This window comes from Mesorhizobium sp. WSM4808, assembly GCF_055811675.1.
Map to the genome: position 1 here is coordinate 205,928 of NZ_JBVVQX010000012.1, position 18,086 is coordinate 224,013.

Sequence of the window (18,086 nt, forward strand, 5' to 3'; positions counted from 1 at the left end):
TGCTGCAGGACTATGCCGCGCCGGTTACCAGCGCGACGAGCTCGTTTCCGGACGTTTCGGAAGCGCGCACGGTCGCCGCCATCTTTCCCGCCCGCATCACCCAGATCTGGTCGGACAGGCGGCGGACCTGATCGAAATTGTGGCTGACCAGGATGACTGAGACCGACTGCTCGCGCAGACGCCGGATCAGAGCCTCGACATTGGCGGTCTCCTGCACGCCGAGTGCTGCCGTCGGTTCGTCCATCACCACCAGCTTGGCGCCGGAGCCGACAGCGCGGCAGATCGAGATCGCCTGCCGCTGGCCGCCCGACAAGCGCCGCACACGCTGGTTGATCGACGGCACGTTGATCGACAGCCGCGACAGCATGGAACGGGCCTCGCGCTTCATCGCCTTGCGATCGAGGAAAGCGAACGGCCCGATGCGGCGCACGATCTCGCGGTTGAGGAACAGGTTCTGCGCGACCGTCAATTCGTCGATCAGCGCCAGGTTCTGGTGCACGGTCTCGATGCCGGCCTTGCGTGCCTCGTCGGGGTTGGCGAAGGGCCGCGCCCGGCCGTCGAAGAACAAATTGCCGGTGTCCGGCTGATGCACGCCGACCAGGCTGCGGATCAGCGTCGACTTGCCGGCGCCATTGTCGCCGATGACGGCGGTGACCTCGCCGCGACGGGCCTGGAAGGCGACGTCGGTGAAGGCGCGGATGCCGCCGAAATGCTTGCTCAGCCCTTCGCAGGCGATGATCGCCTCAGCGGCGGGGATGTGATGGGGCGCGCTCATTTCTGATACCGCATGATCAGGGCCGCCAGCACCACGATGGCGCCCACGGCAAGCGGTTGGTAGAAGGCCGAGACGTTGAGCAAGGTCAGGCCGTTGACGAGTGCTGTGAGCATCAGCGCGCCGATCGCCGGTCCCAGAATGCTGGCGCGGCCGCCGAACAGGCTGACGCCGCCCAGCACCACCGCCGCCACCGAGTTCAAGAGCAGGCTGGTGTTGATCTGCGGTTCGGCCGAGCCGATGCGGGCGACCAGAAGAATGGCCGCGATGCCGGCGCAGAAGCCCGAGATTGTATAGGCGGCGATCTTGACCCGGTTGGTGCGGATGCCCAGCGCGCCGGCACTTTCGGTCTGGCCGCCGGTCGCCAGCAGATGCACGCCGAAGCGTGTGTGGTAGAGTGCGATATGCGCGACGATGACGGCTGCGATTGCTACCCAGACCGGATAACCGAACGGTCCGAGCGAGCCGGAAGCGAGCCTGAGCAGGAAGGTCGAGCCGACCATGGTCGGTTCGCCGCCCGACAGGATGAGGCCAAGGCCGGTGATGCCTGACAGCGTGCCGAGCGTCACCACGAAGTCGGGGATCTTGCCTGCGGTGATGATCAGCCCGTTGAGGAAACCGACGGCGCTGGTGGCGAGAACCGCGAGCCCGCAGGCGACGAAGATGCCGTAGCCGGCGGCGTTGACGAGGCCGAGGATGATGGCGCCGAGCATGACGGCTGCCGCCAGCGACAGGTCGATGCCCGAGGTGGCGATGACGAAGGTCTGGCCGATCGACAGCACCACCAGGATCGCCGCCGCCAACAGCAGCGCCTGCAGATTGGCGACGCTGAGAAAGACCGGCTGGGCGATGCCGAAGACGATGACGAGGCCGACCAGGCCGACGACGGATGCCCAGTCGGCCCAGAAGGACGGATCGAGGAGGAGAGCCGCCAGGGAGGGACGGCTCTCCTCAGCACCCGCCGAATGGGCGGCGGGTGCGTTGTCTGCTGGTGTGCTCACTTCAGCATCTCGCGGAAGGGATCGGGATAGTCGCCGCCGGGCCGCGGGAAGTTCTTCAGCGAGGCTTCGGCATTGTCCTTGTTGATCAACAGCACCGGCGCCGGCACGTTGGCCGGCAGTTCCTTGCCCTTGGCGGCCACTGCACAGGCCTCGAGGCCCATGGCGCCGACAACATAGGGATATTGGGCGACGGTGGCGGTGAGTTCGCCTGCCGCAATCGACTTGAGCGCGTCGACGATGCCGTCGAGGCCGATCACCTTGACGTCCTTGCCCGAGGTCCGCACGGCGCGCTCGACGCCGAGCGCCATGATGTCGTTGGCGGCGAAGAAGCCGGCGAGATCCGGGTGCGCGGCGAGAATATCGGTGGCGGCGGTCAGCGCCTTTTCGCGATCCCAGTCGGCGCTGACCATCACCACGATGTCGAGTTTGCCTTCCACCGCCTGCTTGAAGCCCTTGATGCGGGCGTTGGAGCCGACATCGCCGATGATGCCGGCGACCAGCGCGACCTTGGAGCCCTTCGGCACCAGCTTCAGCATCTCTTCGCCGGCCAGCGCGCCGGCGGCGACATTGTCGGTGCCGATATAGGTCGAGACGGCAAAGCCGGCGGCCTTGGCCTGTTCGGGGTCTATGGTCGAGTCGATGTTGACGATCGGCTTCTTCTTCTGGGCGACCGGCACCAGCGCCTGGACGAGATTGGAGACGCTGATCGGGTTGACCAGGTAGCAATCGAAATCCTGCATGGCCATGGCGGTCAGGCGGTCGGCCTGGCCGGTGGCGTCACCCATATTGGCGGCGGCCTGGACGCTGACATTCACGCCGTTTGCCTTGGCCTGTTCCTCGATGCCCTTCTGCATGGTCTGGAAGAACGGATTGTCGAGGCCTTTGACGATGGCCGCGACTTTCGCCGTATCCTCGGCATGGGCGGGCGCTGCGACGATGGCTGCAAGCATGCCTGCGCCAAGCAGGTTCGTGCCAAGCTTCAGGCAATTGAACATACGCATGGTTTTTCCTCCTCCTGATTGTTTTATGGGCTGCATCAATGTCGCTGTCCGGTGACTGCAATGTTAGACGGCGCGCAAGCGGCCCCGGCGCCTGGCGCGATGGTCCCGCCAACAGATTGCTGCCCGCTTTGGAATGTGCGGACTGCAGCCGAGGTTTGGGCACTTTTCGATGTCAGGCATTGCTCCTCCCAGAGCGCCGGCCGATGCCAATCCGGCGTTTGCGCATGTTTTATAAAAAATTGACACGCGTCAAGATTTAAAAGTGGTGCGTACCGATTTTGACGATGCACCCTGGGGGCATGACTGTCCTACCGGCATGCGCTACAACCAAGGCGCGAAAAAATGTGCCGGGCTAGGGAACCACTTGGGGATAGCGGCGTTAGTCGCTACTTTTGCGCAAGAGGAGGTTTCGGGTGGGGCGTTTCGAGAACCTGGAAGAACCAACGGGTACATTTCCGATTTTCGACGCAATCACGGAATTGCCGGCAAGGGTCGAAGGGGGCGTATGCACCGGGCTTTATCGGCAGGAAGTGCCGCAGGAGCTGCTTGCAGCGGTTGAAACGGTCCAACCCGGCCATTTTTCGCTGCTGCCTTCATTGGCGGCTTTGAACGACTGCCAGGTCGATAAAGACGATCTGCTGGCGTGAGCAAAGCCGCCCGCGATCGCATCAAAAAACATACCGTATGGGAAAATCACGCACGTTGTCGAAAGCGGCGGTGAGGCATGGAAAGCAAGGAGAGGTTGCAGTGCGTCGGGAGGTGAAGCATGTCTGATCAGGACGAGCTGATCCGGGCTGCCATCGGACGGCTGCTCGCCGAGAAGACAGGCGCCGCCGTCATATCGATGAGAGAGAGCATTACCGAGCTTCTGGCGCTGACCGGTGCCGCGCTGGACGACAGACTGCAGGACCTGCTGCTGGAAATGGCCGAAGTCCGTGGCATGATGGTTGCTCTCGACTTCTGAGCAATATCGGCTGAGGTCGATGCGCATCAGTCCGCTACGCCCGCAACGCCTTCACCGGCAGTTCAACACACTTACTGCGCCGGCTTCAATGCTGAACCAAGCACCCGGGGTTAAAGATCGAGCGAAACCGCGCCCTTAGGGTGGCTGCAGCATGCCAGGACATAGCCGGCCGACTTCTCTTCAGGGGCCAGCCCGCCGAGATCCTCCATGGCGACTTCGCCGGACAGCTTGGCGATGCGGCATGTGCCGCAAACTCCCTGCTGGCAGGCGGTTGGGACGTAGACGCCACATTGGCGCGCCGCCTCCAGCAGCGTCTCTCCGGGCAAGCAGTTATGCACGATCCCGGAGCGGACGAAACGGACCGAAGATGGTATTGTCGGGGCCGGTTCCAACTGGGGGCTGCTGCCGCCGCCGAAGCTCTCCTGGTGGTACCGTGACGGAGCCACGCCAATCGCATCCAGGCAGGCACGTGCGGCTTTCATGTACGCTTCAGGGCCACAGGCAAAAATAGTGCGGTTGTGGAGATCGGGAACGAGGGTCAGCAGCATCTGACTGTCTATTCTGCCAGTCGGCCCCCTCCAGGTGGGATCTTCCTGGCTACAAACGCACGTTACTTTTACGTTGGGAAAGCGAGAGGCAAGTGCGTCCAATTCCCGTCGAAAGACTATATCACCAGGCGTTCTGGCACTATGAACGAATGAGATATCCTGGTCGGCCGCGCGGTCGGTAAGCGCACGCAGCATGGACATCACCGGCGTTATCCCGCTGCCGCCCGAAAGGAAGAGCGGCTTTTCATAGGGTAGGTCATCGAGATTGAATGAGCCGAGCGGCCCTTCGATCTCGATCTCGTCGCCCGCCCCCAAATTGTCGTGGAGCCAATTCGAAACCAGGCCGCCCGGTGTTCGCTTCACCGTGATCTGCAGGTCGAGCGGTCGCGTCGGTGGTGACGAAACAGAGTAGGAGCGCGTCACCGCGGCACCCTCGATCTTGAGGTGCACGAGTACATACTGGCCCGCGCTGAAGCAGAACATCCGATCCGTCGGGGATGTGAAAACGAAAGTTTTCACATCGGGCGTTTCCTCGATTACACGACGGCAGAGTACAAGCTGCGATGTGGTTTGTGCCCATTGCCGATGATGCCTCATCGGCAGGAGGTCGGGGGCCCCCAAGGAAACGTGTGCGTTCATCATTCATCTCGGTTCGAAGTCGAACCCAAGATGCCAGTTCCAGGCCCCCCGCAACAGAAGCATCCCTCCCGAGTTATGATCGATTATTTCGATTACATATCCAGTGACATCACGGCAACGTGAAGGGCGCGGATTCCCTTGCGAATGATCGGTTCGTGTTTGCGGCGCGCCAGGATGGCCGTATGGACCGGCTGATGCAGCGTCGGAGCGCCTTCGACGATGAACGATGGGCGTTCGAGGGCGAACCTGCGCGCATCGTCACTTCTCATATAGCAGGTGCCGCCCGTGCGCCGTAGCATCATCTCCGCCAAGGTTTCCGATCCCATGGAAAGGCGACAGATCGCCAACTCGCCGAGCAATTCGGCATGGGCCTTCTCCAGCAGGACCGTATAGCCCGGACGAATGTAGGTTTCGGGATCGACCTCGGAGAGGGTTCTGGCCACCGTGGAAACCATCACATATTCCTCAACCATCAAATGCTCATAGGAGATTTCGGGTAGGTATCGCGGGGCATAAAGCACTGCGATATCGAGATTTCCCATGCTCAGGTCGCTGACCATCTGGTTTGAATAATCCGACTCGACATGGATCGACGATTTGGGAAGAGCCTGACACAGCGTCTCCACCCAACCCGGCAAAACCGAGCGGGTCATCCCGACCTGCGCGGCGACGCGCAAGGTGCCTTCGAAACGATTGAACGCCCGGACATCGTGGCGAGCCTGCGACCATGTGGACAGCAAGGATCTTGCATAAGCTTCGAACCGGCGCCCTGCGGCGGTCGGCTCCGCCCCGGCGCGTCCGCGCTGGAACAGTTCGGACCCGATTGCGCTCTCGAGGTTCTTGATGCGGGTGCTGATCGTCGACTGGGTCAATCCTAGCCGATCCGCGGTGCGATTGAAGTTTCTCGATTCGATGATGTCGAGAAAGGTCTCGATGTGATCAAGTTGCATGAAATCTCCAATCGAAAAACTCGATCATATTCCACGTATCATAAGCTTGATCAAACAATACTCAAGGCGGAAGCTGCAGCAGATCAACGGCCGGCAGCGCCGCCGGGACGAGATACGGATACGGAGCGGAAGAAGTGTTCATAGTCGACTGCGACTGTCATAATTACTGGTCAAGCGCCACCGTGTTGGAGCCCTATCTCTCCGGCTTGTGGAAAGACATGTTCATCGAGGGCGAGAAAACAGGTCCCGTTGGCGCCTTTCCGCATGGCCATCGGCCCTGGTTCCACCCGCAGGACTTCTCCCGCAAGGACATCCGTCCGAAAACGGAAGCCGACAACTATCTCATCATGAAAGAGAAGCACCTCGACAAATACAAAGTCGACGTGGCGATCCTGACCGGCGATGAGCCTATCGAGGCGTCGACCCTGGCTAACCCTTACTATGCCAGCGCTCTGGTCAGCGCGTACAACGATTATCAGATCGATCAGTGGTTGCCGAAAGACGATCGTTTCATGGGCTCGATCATCATCGCGCCACAGGATCCGAAGCTCGCTGCCGCCGAGATTCGCCGTCTTGGCAGTCATCCGCGCATGGTCCAGGTTCTCGCCTCCCAGGGGTCCGTCAAGCCGTATGGCGACCCGTTTTACCACCCGATCTACGAAGCCTGCGCGGAAGTGGGGTTGCCATTCGCCATTCATCTGGGCGGGCATGGCGGCGTGAATTCAACTGCCATTGCTCCCGCCCCGACAACATTCTTCTGGGAAACGCATGCCATTCTGCACATGTCGGCGATGTCGCACGTGGCAAGCATGATCGCCCATGGCGTCTTCGAGAAATGGCCGGACCTCTACTTCGTGATCATCGAATGCGGCGTCGCCTGGGTTCCGTCGGTCCTTTGGCGCCTGGACGCCGACTACAAAGCGCTGCGCAAGGAGACGCCATGGCTGAAGATGCTGCCGTCTGAATATTGCCGGCGCAACATCCGCTTTTCCACGCAGCCGCTGGAGCAGCCTGCAAACATCCAACATCTCTGGTCCACGCTCGAAGCGATGGACGGAGAAAACACGCTGATGTTTGCATCGGACTATCCGCACTGGGATTACGACGATGCCAACACGCTGCAAATCCCTCCTGCCTGGAGGAGCAAGATCATGGGACTGAACGCGCTGGAAGTCTACAAACGCATCCCCCGCGCGCAAGCCGCGAATGCCGCCTGAGGAAGCATACGATGCCCGAGAAGACATATATCTGCCGCGTCGACGAGATCGAAACAGGGTCTCCGTTCATCGCCAAGATCCGCAGCCTTTCGGTCGGGATTTTCCGCATCGGAGATTCATTCCACGCGCTGCTGAATGTCTGTCCGCACCGTGGCGCTCCGCTTTGCGAGGGGCCGCAATGCGGCACAACCGCGCCCGTTGAACAGGCGCAATTCATCTATCATCGCGAAAACGAGATCGTTCGATGCGCCTGGCACGGCTGGGAGTTCGACATCAAGTCAGGCGCGGCCTTGGTCGATCCGTCCGTTCGCGCGCGCACATTTCCAGTCACCGTCGAAGCCGGTGGCATCTACGTGACGGCCTGATTGGCGCAAGCCGATTGGGATTGGAAAAATTCGAAGGAAAGGTGGCGGGAGCCGATAAGCAGATTTGTTCGCCGGTGCTTGACGAGAAATAACGCGGAGAACTCCGCAATGGGAGAGTCAAATGTCAGAATCTGAATACAAGCTTGGTATCGCGCAAAGCCTGATCGGAGGCGGCAAGGTTTCCCGTCGCGATTTCATTCATCTTGGGCTGGCCGCGGGCCTGACCGTTGCCGCCGCCGACCGGCTGTTCGTGAGCACGGCGCGGGCCGAACCGATGCAGGGCGGCTTCGCCAAGCTCGGCATGGCTCATGGCGCGACGACGGATTCGATCGATCCGGCCGGCTACCCCGACACGTTCACACAAACCGCATTTTCGGGCTCGCTGTCCAACAGCCTCACTGAGGTCGACGCCAAAGGCAATGTCCAACCGGACCTCGCCGAGAGCTTTGAAACTTCGGATGGGGCCAAAACCTGGGCCTTCAAGCTGCGCAAAGGCGCAACCTTTCACAACGGCAAGACCGTGACGGCGGATGACGTCGTGACCTCCTTGCAATATCACATGGGCAAGGACACCAAATCGGCGGCGAAATCGCTGTTGGACTCCGTCGCCGACATCAAGGCGGATGGCCCGGAAACGGTGGTTTTCACGCTCAAGAGCGGCAACGCCGATTTCCCTTACATTATGAGTGACTACCATCTGGTCATCATGCCGGCCAAGGATGGCAAGGCGGATTGGGCTTCAGGCGTTCGCACCGGTGCTTTCGTCGTCGAGAATTTCCAGCCCGGCGTTTCGGCCAAGCTCAAGCGCAATCCAAACTACTTCAAGAACGGCAAGCCCTATCTCGATGAGGTGGAGTTCATCGCCATCACGGATCTTGCCGCTCGCATGGCGGCGCTGTCGACGGGGGAGGTGGACTATATCGGCCGCGCCGACCTGAAGACCCTCGGCATGTTGAAACGCAATCCCAAGGTGGAGATCGTCGAAGTCACTGGTTATGGGCACTATACCTTGCCGATGAATGTCACGATGGCGCCATTTGATAATCCAGACGTGCGAATGGCATTGAAATGGGCGATCAATCGCCAAGAAATCGTCGACAAGATCTTTCTTGGCCACGCCACTGTGGCCAACGACAACCCGATCGCGCCGGCCATCAAATTCGCCAAGGATCCGCAACCGCAACACAGCTTCGATCCGGAAAAAGCCAAGCACTACCTGAAAAAGGCCGGAATGGAGAACCTGAAGGTGGACCTCTCGGTCGCCGATGCCGCTTTTGCCGGCGCCGTGGACGCGGCTTCGCTCATTCGCGAAACGGCAGCCCAATGCGGCATCGACGTCAATGTCGTGCGTGAGGCCGAGGACGCTTATTGGGACAATGTCTGGCTGAAGAAACCCTGGTGCGCTTCCTATTGGAGCGGTCGGGCGACGGCCGACTGGATGTTCACGCAAGCCTTCGCCGCCGACTCCAGTTGGAATGAATCCTTCTGGAAAAATCCCCATTTCAACGAACTACTTGTCCAGGCGCGCGCCGAGACGGACGAGGCCAAGCGAGCGGCGATGTATGCCGAGATGCAGCAGTTAACCCACGATGACGGCGGCAGCATCGTGCTGGTCTTCAACAATTTCGTCAGCGCCCAATCCAAAAAGCTCGCACACGGTGATGTGGCGCCCAACTGGGAGAACGATGGACTGAAAATGGCCGAACGCTGGTGGATCGCCACGGCATGAGATGGCGGGCCGGAGCCGCGATGGTTTTGAGGCTCCGGCCAGCTGGCTCCGAGTGCAGGGCTGCCGCCCAAAGGGAAACGCCACGCACATGAACCCCGTCGCAAGAACGGTCCTGCAGCGCCTTGGCCTCGGCCTGGTCACTTTGTTCATCGTGTCCATCATTATCTTCTCTGCGATCGCGATGCTTCCAGGCGACTTCGCCAAGGCCACGCTCGGGCAATCGGCGACGCCCGAAACGGTCGCCGCGTTCCAGCGGGAAATCGGCATCGATCGCCCGCCTGTCGAGCGCTACTTCGTTTGGGTCGCCCAGATGCTCCATGGCGATTTCGGCTCTTCGTTTGCGAGCCGCACCGGATATCGGCGTACCGTGGCCGAGATCATCGCACCACGCCTCTACAACACGATGTTCCTTGCAGCGGTGACTGCGCTGATAGCTGTTCCTCTGGCCTTGGGGCTTGGCATTCTGGCTGCGCTGTACCGCAACGGCTGGTTCGACCGGCTGGTGAATGTCGCGACACTGACAACCATTTCATTCCCGGAATTTTTCGTCGCCTATATGCTCGCCTACCTGGTGATCTCGCGCGACACGTTCATCGGATCCGATTTCGCTCAAACGCTGCCTCATTGGCTCACTGTCTTGCTGAACTGGATGCTCAATGCGGTTCCCAAATTTCCGACATTGTCGAATGTGAACGGTCAGACGCCATTTTGGGAGCATCTCTGGAAAGTCGCCCTGCCGGCAATCACGCTTACGCTCGTAATCGTGGCCCACATGATGCGCATGACCCGAGCGGCCATCATCAACATGCTGGCAAGCCCCTACATCGATATGGCGCGCCTCAAGGGAATGTCCCCGATGGTGATCGTGCTGAGGCATGCCCTGCCCAATGCCTGGGCTCCGATCGTCACTGTGGTGGCGTTCAACCTGGCGTATCTCATCGTCGGAGTGGTCGTGGTCGAGGTCGTTTTCGTCTACCCCGGCATCGGCCAGCTGATGGTTGACGCGGTGAAATCCAGGGATGTTCCGGTTGTCCAGGCCTGCGCCCTGATTTTCGCCGCGACTTACATCCTTCTCAACCTGCTAGCCGACATTATTTCCATCGCCACCAATCCCAGGCTCTTGCACCCGCGATGACCAGATCCGAATCTGTCGCGGCGGTTCAAAGGCTGAGGCGCTCGCGTGCCACCCGGGCGAAAACTGCGCTGAAGAAGGCACCGTTCAGCGCATGGTTCGGCATCGTCGTGATCCTCGGCTACGTCTTTGTTGCGGTCTTCGCGCACTGGATAGCCCCATATGGCGAGACGCAGGTTTTCAGCGAAGCCTTCGCGCCGTGGAGCCAGGAGTTCAAATTGGGAACCGATCAGCTCGGCCGCGACATGCTCACCCGCTTGATCTACGGTGCGCGCAACACCATCGCTATCGCGGTCGCGACCACGTTGCTGTCCTTCGCGGTCGGCGTCTCGCTCGGCCTTCTTGCCGCATTGTACAGGGGGTGGCTCGACCAGATCTTGTCGCGTGCGGTGGACGTGCTGATGTCAATCCCGAGTCTGATCTTCGCGCTGGTGCTGCTGACGATCTTCGGCTCGTCGATCACGAGCCTGATTGTCATCATTGCGCTTCTGGATTCCACCCGGGTCTTTCGGCTTTCTCGCGCCGTCGGGCTTAACGTGGCGGTGATGGAATATGTCGAGGTGGCACGATTACGCGGCGAGGGACCGAAATGGATCATCGCCAGGGAAATCCTTCCCAATGTCATGCCGCCACTGGTCGCCGAGTTCGGCTTGCGATTCTGCTTCGTGTTCCTGACAGTCGCGGCGCTGTCGTTTCTCGGCGTCGGTATTCAGCCGCCGACGGCCGATTGGGGATCAATGGTGCGCGAGAACGCGACCCTAATCACCTACGGCGATGTCACCCCGCTACTTCCGGCCGGCGCGATTGCTCTCCTTACCGTGTCCGTGAATTTCGTGGTGGACTGGTTCCTGCAAGCAACAAGCGGGTTGCGGGATGAAAAGTAGCGGCCCAGGCCCACGCGAAAAAGGAAAGGATCTGCTTCAAATCCGCAATCTGCATGTGGAGGGGTTCTCGGATGAGCGGTGGCATCCCATTGTCCACGGGGTCGATCTGACGCTGAAGCGGGGCCAGGTTCTTGGGCTGATCGGAGAGTCAGGCGCCGGCAAGTCCACCATTGGCCTTGCCGCAATGGGTTATGCCAAGCCGGGCTGCCGGATCATGCAAGGCTCGGTCCTGTTCGACGGGATTGATCTTCTGGCAGTCAATGAAAAAGGGCGCCGTCGCCTCAGGGGCTCCCGCATTGCCTATGTCGCGCAAAGCGCGGCTGCCTCTTTCAATCCGGCACATCGGCTCTTAGAACAAACCGTCGAAACCGCGGTGGCGCATGGAATTGCCGGCCGGGAAGAGGCGAACCGGAGCGCCGTCGATCTTTATCGACGCCTTCAGCTCCCAGAACCGGAAACCATAGGCTTTCGTTATCCTCATCAGGTCTCCGGCGGGCAGTTGCAACGGGCAATGACAGCGATGGCAATGGCTTGTCGTCCGGACCTCATAATATTCGACGAGCCAACAACGGCGCTCGACGTGACCACGCAGGTTGAAGTTCTAGCTTCCATTCGCAACATCGTGGAGGAATTCAGCACCGCTGCAATCTACGTGACGCATGACCTGGCGGTGGTGGCGCAAATGGCGGATCGTATCATGGTTCTGCGCCACGGACGTACCGTGGAGGAGGCTGATACACGCCAGATGCTGGCCTCGCCCAGCCAGGAATATACAAAAACGCTCTGGGCCGTACGCAAGCTCGCCAAGCCCGAAGTTCCAGCCGATGACTATCTGCTGACGATAGACAACGTTACCGCGGCCTATGCAGGAAAGGTCAAGGTGCTCCAGGATGTCTCCATCAAGGTTCCGCGCGGAAGAACCGTGGCTGTGGTCGGCGAATCCGGTTCGGGGAAATCGACGCTCGCTCGAGTCGTCACCGGCCTTTTGCCGCCAATTTCAGGTTCGATTTCTTTTGCCGGCCAGCTTCTTTCCACGGGCCTGAAGACGCGGCCGAAGGAGGTCCTGCGCCGCATCCAGATGATTTATCAAATGCCCGACAACGCCCTGAATCCGCGCCAAACGGTCGAAGAAGTCATAGCTCGGCCGCTCGAATTCTACCTCGGCCTTAAGGGCGCGCGGAGGGATCGCCGGATCGGCGAACTTATGCACATGGTCGAGATGAGCGAGGATTTTCTGGAACGCCTGCCTGGCGAGCTGTCGGGTGGCCAAAAACAGCGCGTCTGCATTGCCCGGGCGTTGGCTGCCGATCCGGAGCTTATCATCTGCGACGAGATCACGTCCGCGCTCGACCAGATCGTCCAAGAGGAAATTCTCAAGCTTCTCATACGTCTCCAACGTGAACTCGGAATGAGCTACATCTTCATTACCCATGACATTGCTACCGTGCGCGCGATAGCCGACGAAATCGTCGTCATGCACCGCGGCAAAGTCGTCGAGCAGGGATTGAAGAGCGAAGTTCTCACGCCACCGCACGCGGCCTATACCGAACGGCTTTTGTCCTCTGTTCCGGAAATGAATCCGGACTGGCTGACAAGGCTGCTGGCCAGCCGGAAGATCTGACGGATCGGCTATCGTCAGCGCCCGGCATGTTCCTCACTGTCAGCTTCCTGGAGCGCTAACGCTGCTCGATCAGCGTCTTCGCCGCATCTTTCCCCACCGAGAGGATGCGATCGGACAATTCCGTTCCGCCCACGGCGCGGGCCATTTGCAGCGTGCCGAGGAGCGTTGCGAAGACAGCCAGCGCCACGCCCTCCGGATCCTTGGCCTGCGGTAGCGCTTGCGCCAACTGGCGCACCAAAGCCAGCAGGTGGTTTGTATAGGCTTCACGCGTCTCAGGCGGCTGACGGGCGAGCTCCGGCAGCAGCGCGGCTGACGCGCAGCCCTTTCCGGGATTGTCCCGGTGCTCGGCCGACAGATACGTGCCGATGGCCATCTCCACGCCCGAAGCCAATGCTTCCGCCAGTTGCTGCGCCTGAAGCTCCATCGCCGCCGCCACGCTTTCGCGGACAAGCTGCGCCTTGGATTGAAAGTGCGGATAGAAGGCGCCGTTCGTCAGCCCGGCGTCGCTCATGATGGTCGCCAGTCCGGACGCGGCGATGCCGTCGCCGCGAAAGCGTTCCGCAGCGACCTCCAGGATCCGTCCGCGCGAGGCGTCCTTCCGGCCCTTTTCGTAGCGCATGGCTGCTATTCCTTTCTGCTATTGCATTATGAGTGTAATCTGATATTACGACTGTAATTCAACGGGCGCAAAAAAGCTAGCCCTCATGATTTTGGAGCACGAAATGAATGCGAATTCCGAAAAAACCGCTGTTGTGACGGGAGCCTCTTCGGGCATTGGCCGCGCCAGTGCCGAGGCTCTGGCAAAGGCGGGGTTCACAGTCTTCGGAACCAGCCGGCGCCAGGCCGACAACGGCCCGGACGGGGTGACCATGCTGGTTTGCGACGTGACCGACGGTGAGGCCGTTGCCGCACTCGTTTCGACGGTGCTGTCGCAGACCGGCCGGATCGACCTCTTGGTCAACAATGCCGGCGTCGGCCAGCTTGGAGGCGCCGAGGAATTCTCGATTGCACAGGTGCAGGCCTTGTTCGACGTCAATCTGTTCGGCGTCATCCGCATGACCAATGCGGTGCTGCCGTCGATGCGGCGGCGTGGCGAGGGGCGCATCGTCAATATCGGCTCTGTGCTGGGACTGGTGCCGGCGCCGTATTCAGCGCATTATTCGGCGGTCAAGCACGCGCTCGAGGGCTATTCGGAATCGCTCGACCACGAGGTTCGTGCCTTCAATATCCGCGTCTCGGTCATCGAGCCGGCATTCGTTCGCACTGTCTTCGACCAGAACGGGATCCAACCGGATTCGTCGTTGCAGGAATACGATCAGGCTCGAGCTACGCTGGAAGCGCTGCTTCGCGATGTGATGCCCGTAGCCGATCGGCCGGAGGTGGTGGCGCAGGTGGTCGTCAAAGCAGCGACCGATGCCCGTCCGCAACGGCGCTACACCGCCGGCAGGGCAGCGCACCAAGTCAGCCTGCTGCGTCGCTTTGCTCCCGCGGGGATATTCGACAAGAGCCTGCGCAAACAGTTCCGCCTGCCGGTTTGAACAACAGCGAGCAGAGGATTTTACGCACATGCGACTGGCAACGACAACACGATTGGCCAGCCCCCGCAAGGCGGAGGTGCCAAGCATGACACATGGGTTCAAGCGGTCGCCCCACTTACGGGCATCGTTCCAGGACACGCCAACGCACTCCGCCGATGTCGGCGGCACGGCATTCGTCTATCGGCAGCTCGGACCAAGGACGGGCGTGCCGGTAATCCTGCTGAACCATCTCGGCGCTCAACTGGACAATTTCGATCCACGCATCGTCGATGGCCTCGCCGCGACCCGGTGGGTGATTGCCTTCGACAACAGGGGCGTTGGTGCTTCAGGCGGCAAAACGCCGTCACGCATCGCCGAGATGGCACGGGATGCGGTCGCCTTTGTCCGGGCGCTGGATCTCTTCGGTTTCTCACTCGGCGGCTTCGTGGCGCAGGAGATCGTGCTGACCGAGCCCAGGCTTGTGCGCAAGCTCATCCTGGCCGGCACCGGGCCGGCCGGCGGCCAAGGCATCGACAAGATGACGCCACTGACGATCGTGGACATGATCAAGGGTGCGCTGACTTTTCGGGATCCGAAATACTATCTGTTTTTCACCAGAACGGTGAACGGGCGCCGCGCCGCGAAGGCGTTCCTGCAGCGGCTGACAGAGCGCAAGGCCGACCGCGACAGGCCGATATCGCTTAGCGCGTTCGGCGCGCAACTCCGGGCGGTGAAGGCTTATGGACTACAGGCGCCGCAAGATTTGAGCGCCATCCGCGTCCCTGCGCTGATCGCAAATGGCGATCACGACAGGATGGTGCCGAGCGTCAATACCCACGATCTCGCCCGCCGCATTCCGGGGGCGCAATTGGTGATCTATGCGGATGCCGGCCATGGCGGGGTGTTCCAGAACCACGCGAATTTCGTTCCGAAAGCATTGGCCTTTCTCGAGGCCTGACACCTCTCACCGGGCGGCTTTCGTCCCGAACATCAACAATCTCTCAGAAAGTCACTGCCATGAAGGCATTCGTCGTCGACAAATACAGCAAGAACGGCACGCTGCGGCTGGCCGAAATGCCGGAGCCGAAACTCGGGGACAGTGATGTGCTGGTCGAGGTCCACGCCGCGGCGGTGAACCTGCTCGATTCCAAGGTCAAAACCGGAGAGTTCAAGCTGATCCTGCCCTATCGCCGGCCGTTCATCCTGGGTCACGACGTGGCCGGGAGGGTTGTCCGCGTGGGATCGAAAGTCCGCAAGTTCAAACTCGGCGACGACGTCTATGCGCGGCCGCGCGATGGCCGGATCGGGACGTTCGCCGAGTTCATAGCCATGGATGAAGCCGACGTGGCCCTGAAGCCCGGGAACCTCAGCATGGAGGAGGCGGCCTCGATCCCGCTGGTCGGCCTGACCGCCTGGCAGGCGCTCATCGAAAGGGCCAACCTGAAGAGGGGACAGAAGGTCTTCATTCAAGCCGGATCCGGCGGCGTGGGGACATTCGCCATCCAACTGGCAAAGCATCTCGGCGCGACCGTTGCGACCACCGCCAGCGCGGCGAGTGCCGGCCTGGTCAAGGGGCTCGGCGCCGATGTCGTCGTCGACTACAGGAAAGACGATTTCGAAAAAGTGCTGTCGGGCTACGACGTCGTCTTGAACAGCCAGGACACAAAGACACTTGGAAAGTCACTGAATGTTTTGAAACCGGGGGGCAAGCTCATCTCCATCTCCGGCCCACCGGATCCCGACTTCGCCAGGGAAAAAGGACTGAACATGGTGCTGAAGCTGGTGCTTCGCCTGCTGAGCCGCGGTATTCGAGCGAGAGCCAAGCGCCGTGGCGTGACGTTCTCGTTTCTCTTCATGTGGGCGCAGGGCGAGCAGTTGAGCAAGATCGCATCGCTCATCGAAGCCGGCGCGATCCGCCCGGTCGTCGATCGGGTCTTTCCCTTCGAGGCGACCAACGAGGCGCTGGCCTATGTCGAAACAGGACGCGCCAAGGGCAAGGTCGTCATCAAGGTCCGATAGCAACTCAGCTGCGATCGAGGTCAGCCGCGCCGGGCTGCATCGATCGCCGCGACGTCGATCTTCGTCATCTCCATCATTGCATCAAAGGCGCGTTTGGCTTCCTCGCCGCCGGCCGCCATGGCCTCGGTCAACGTGCGCGGCGTGATTTGCCAGGACACGCCCCATTTGTCCTTGCACCAGCCGCACGCGCTCTCCTGGCCGCCATTGCCGACGATGGCATTCCAGTAGCGGTCGGTTTCCTGCTGATCGTCGGTGGCGATCTGGAACGAGAAGGCCTCGCTCTGCTTGAATGTGGAGCCGCCGTTCAATCCGATGCAGGGAATGCCGGCAACGGTAAATTCGACCGTCAACACGTCGCCTTTCTTGCCGGACGGAAAGTCGCTCGGCGCACGGTGAACGGCGCCCACCATGGTGTCGGGAAAGGTCTCCGCGTAGAAGCGCGCCGCAGCCTCGGCGTCCTTGTCGAACCAGAGGCAAATCGTGTTCTTTGGCATCTTTGGCATTGCGTGTTCCTTTCGGCGTTGGAATTGGCGGAGGTCAACCCAGGAGATTGCGTGCCGTGCGCATGAAGATCCTCGACCCGATCGGGATCAGGTCGTCGGGAAAGTCATAGTCGGGATTGTGCAAGGCAGGATGCCGCTCGCCTGCACCGAGGAAGAACATCGCCGATTTGGCACTACGGCCGAACAGGCCGAAATCTTCCGAGGCGCGCATCGGCAGGGCTTCTTCGCCGTGCGCGACGCCCTCTTCATCGAGCGCGCGCCGCAGATGCTCCACCGCGTCCGGCGCGTTGACGCTGGCGACGAAGATCTCGTGATAGTCCCAGCGGGCGGAAAGGCGATGCTCGCCCGCGATCCTGGCGACCAGTGCTTCGGCAGCAGCGCAAAGGTTCGCCATGCGCTCGTCACGCCGGGTGCGCAGCGTGGCCCACACCTCGGCGTGAGCCGGCGAGATGCCGAACACGGCTTCGCCCATCGCGGCATGGGTGACCGTCAGCATGGAGAAGTCGTCATCGGCGAAGGTCCCGCGCCCGAGCGCCGGCAGCGCCGGCATCAGCTCACTGACCGCCAGCATCGGCGAAATGCCGGTCTCCGGCATGGACGAATGGGCGGTCTTGCCCTCCAGCACGATGCGCATGCCGCGTGAAGCACAGTTGACCACGCCGGCTTTGAGCCGCACCTCGCCAAATGGCACGCCGGGCAGGTTGTGCAATGAGAAAGCGAAATCCGGAGCAATCTCGCCGAAGCGCGGATCGGCGACGACGCCTGCCGCGCCATTGCCGGTTTCCTCCGCCGGCTGGAACATCAGCACGACGCGGCCGCTTGCAGGCCTTTCGCGCCCCAACTGACGGCCGAGGGATGCCAGGATCGCGGTGTGTCCGTCATGGCCGCACATATGCGACTTGCCCGGCACGCGCGACGAATGCGGTACGCCTGAAAGTTCTTCGATAGGCAAGGCATCGAGTTCCGAACGGAACAGCACCGTCGGCCCCGCTTTGCCGCTGTCATATATGGCCGCGACGCCGTGCCCGCCGAGTTGTGTCAGCACCTTGTCCGGCCCCGTATCGGCGAGGAAGGCGACAACCTCCTTTGCCGTCTTTTCCTCTTCATTCGAGATTTCCGGGGCCTGGTGCAGCTGGCGTCGCCACGCGGTCAACTCGATGATGTCTCGGTTGGTCAGAGTCATGCTTTTTCAGCCTCCGCTGCATTCTTCATTGACACGTCCAG

19 protein-coding genes are annotated in these 18,086 nt (G+C 61.0%); 11 read left to right on the forward strand and 8 right to left on the reverse strand.

The features are described 5' to 3' along the window. Positions 1-10: 10 nt before the first annotated feature. The 3 genes from AC0L2U_RS22135 to AC0L2U_RS22145 are packed head-to-tail and all read right to left on the reverse strand — an operon-like array spanning position 11 to position 2,774. Complete coding sequence (locus tag AC0L2U_RS22135) at positions 11-775, reverse strand: ATP-binding cassette domain-containing protein (protein ID WP_127396575.1); 765 nt, start codon at positions 773-775, stop codon at positions 11-13. Beyond that, a complete protein-coding gene (locus AC0L2U_RS22140) occupies positions 772-1,773 on the reverse strand; it encodes an ABC transporter permease (protein WP_127809714.1) in 1,002 nt (333 codons plus the stop codon). Before AC0L2U_RS22140 ends, AC0L2U_RS22135 begins: the two co-directional genes overlap by 4 nt. After that, complete coding sequence (locus AC0L2U_RS22145; protein ID WP_127381869.1) at positions 1,770-2,774, reverse strand: sugar ABC transporter substrate-binding protein; 1,005 nt, start codon at positions 2,772-2,774, stop codon at positions 1,770-1,772. The genes AC0L2U_RS22140 and AC0L2U_RS22145 overlap by 4 nt, the downstream gene beginning before the upstream one ends. Positions 2,775-3,187: 413 nt before the next feature. Here AC0L2U_RS22145 and AC0L2U_RS22150 point away from each other — a divergent pair, with 413 nt between their 5' ends. Then, positions 3,188-3,421: a hypothetical protein gene (locus tag AC0L2U_RS22150; RefSeq protein ID WP_127395712.1), complete on the forward strand. Its 234-nt coding sequence runs from the start codon at positions 3,188-3,190 to the stop codon at positions 3,419-3,421. Positions 3,422-3,540: 119 nt separating this feature from the next. Next, the gene (locus AC0L2U_RS22155) at positions 3,541-3,738 is read left to right on the forward strand and encodes a hypothetical protein (RefSeq protein ID WP_127270219.1); all 198 of its coding nucleotides are present in this window, start codon (positions 3,541-3,543) and stop codon (positions 3,736-3,738) included. Positions 3,739-3,848: 110 nt separating this feature from the next. Here the strand turns inward: AC0L2U_RS22155 and AC0L2U_RS22160 are convergent, their stop codons facing one another. Further along, entirely contained in the window at positions 3,849-4,805 is a 957-nt protein-coding gene (locus AC0L2U_RS22160; RefSeq protein WP_206622047.1) for an FAD-binding oxidoreductase, read from the reverse strand. 212 nt (positions 4,806-5,017) lie between these two features. Further along, a complete protein-coding gene (locus tag AC0L2U_RS22165) occupies positions 5,018-5,875 on the reverse strand; it encodes a LysR family transcriptional regulator (protein WP_023809366.1) in 858 nt (285 codons plus the stop codon). A 134-nt stretch (positions 5,876-6,009) separates the two neighbouring features. On the opposite strand from AC0L2U_RS22165, the gene AC0L2U_RS22170 reads away from it, so the two are divergent. The 6 genes from AC0L2U_RS22170 (at position 6,010) to AC0L2U_RS22195 (ending at position 12,823) form a co-directional block, all read left to right on the forward strand. Next, positions 6,010-7,092, forward strand: coding sequence for an amidohydrolase family protein (locus AC0L2U_RS22170; protein ID WP_127381872.1), 1,083 nt, complete (start codon positions 6,010-6,012; stop codon positions 7,090-7,092). 11 nt (positions 7,093-7,103) lie between these two features. Continuing rightward, the gene (locus AC0L2U_RS22175) at positions 7,104-7,457 is read left to right on the forward strand and encodes a Rieske (2Fe-2S) protein (protein ID WP_023809364.1); all 354 of its coding nucleotides are present in this window, start codon (positions 7,104-7,106) and stop codon (positions 7,455-7,457) included. A gap of 121 nt (positions 7,458-7,578) precedes the next feature. After that, a complete protein-coding gene (locus tag AC0L2U_RS22180; protein ID WP_127809716.1) occupies positions 7,579-9,186 on the forward strand; it encodes an ABC transporter substrate-binding protein in 1,608 nt (535 codons plus the stop codon). Between the two features lie 88 nt (positions 9,187-9,274). Then, positions 9,275-10,321, forward strand: coding sequence for an ABC transporter permease (locus AC0L2U_RS22185; RefSeq protein ID WP_128288609.1), 1,047 nt, complete (start codon positions 9,275-9,277; stop codon positions 10,319-10,321). Continuing rightward, entirely contained in the window at positions 10,318-11,202 is an 885-nt protein-coding gene (locus AC0L2U_RS22190; protein ID WP_127326516.1) for an ABC transporter permease, read from the forward strand. Before AC0L2U_RS22185 ends, AC0L2U_RS22190 begins: the two co-directional genes overlap by 4 nt. Further along, a complete protein-coding gene (locus tag AC0L2U_RS22195; RefSeq protein WP_128288608.1) occupies positions 11,192-12,823 on the forward strand; it encodes an ABC transporter ATP-binding protein in 1,632 nt (543 codons plus the stop codon). The genes AC0L2U_RS22190 and AC0L2U_RS22195 overlap by 11 nt, the downstream gene beginning before the upstream one ends. Before the next feature lie 55 nt (positions 12,824-12,878). On the opposite strand, the gene AC0L2U_RS22200 is transcribed toward AC0L2U_RS22195, so the two are convergent. Continuing rightward, positions 12,879-13,442: a TetR/AcrR family transcriptional regulator gene (locus AC0L2U_RS22200; RefSeq protein WP_128288607.1), complete on the reverse strand. Its 564-nt coding sequence runs from the start codon at positions 13,440-13,442 to the stop codon at positions 12,879-12,881. A gap of 103 nt (positions 13,443-13,545) precedes the next feature. On the opposite strand from AC0L2U_RS22200, the gene AC0L2U_RS22205 reads away from it, so the two are divergent. The 3 genes from AC0L2U_RS22205 (at position 13,546) to AC0L2U_RS22215 (ending at position 16,359) form a co-directional block, all read left to right on the forward strand. Then, positions 13,546-14,361: an oxidoreductase gene (locus AC0L2U_RS22205; protein WP_473602661.1), complete on the forward strand. Its 816-nt coding sequence runs from the start codon at positions 13,546-13,548 to the stop codon at positions 14,359-14,361. An 85-nt stretch (positions 14,362-14,446) separates the two neighbouring features. After that, the gene (locus AC0L2U_RS22210; protein ID WP_473602662.1) at positions 14,447-15,298 is read left to right on the forward strand and encodes an alpha/beta fold hydrolase; all 852 of its coding nucleotides are present in this window, start codon (positions 14,447-14,449) and stop codon (positions 15,296-15,298) included. A 59-nt stretch (positions 15,299-15,357) separates the two neighbouring features. Continuing rightward, positions 15,358-16,359 (forward strand): NADP-dependent oxidoreductase, encoded by a 1,002-nt coding sequence (locus tag AC0L2U_RS22215; RefSeq protein WP_128288604.1) that lies wholly within the window; start codon positions 15,358-15,360, stop codon positions 16,357-16,359. 20 nt (positions 16,360-16,379) lie between these two features. Here the strand turns inward: AC0L2U_RS22215 and AC0L2U_RS22220 are convergent, their stop codons facing one another. Further along, positions 16,380-16,853 (reverse strand): VOC family protein, encoded by a 474-nt coding sequence (locus AC0L2U_RS22220; protein WP_164895650.1) that lies wholly within the window; start codon positions 16,851-16,853, stop codon positions 16,380-16,382. Positions 16,854-16,896: 43 nt separating this feature from the next. After that, complete coding sequence (locus tag AC0L2U_RS22225; RefSeq protein WP_128288602.1) at positions 16,897-18,045, reverse strand: amidohydrolase; 1,149 nt, start codon at positions 18,043-18,045, stop codon at positions 16,897-16,899. Positions 18,046-18,086: the final 41 nt, after the last annotated feature.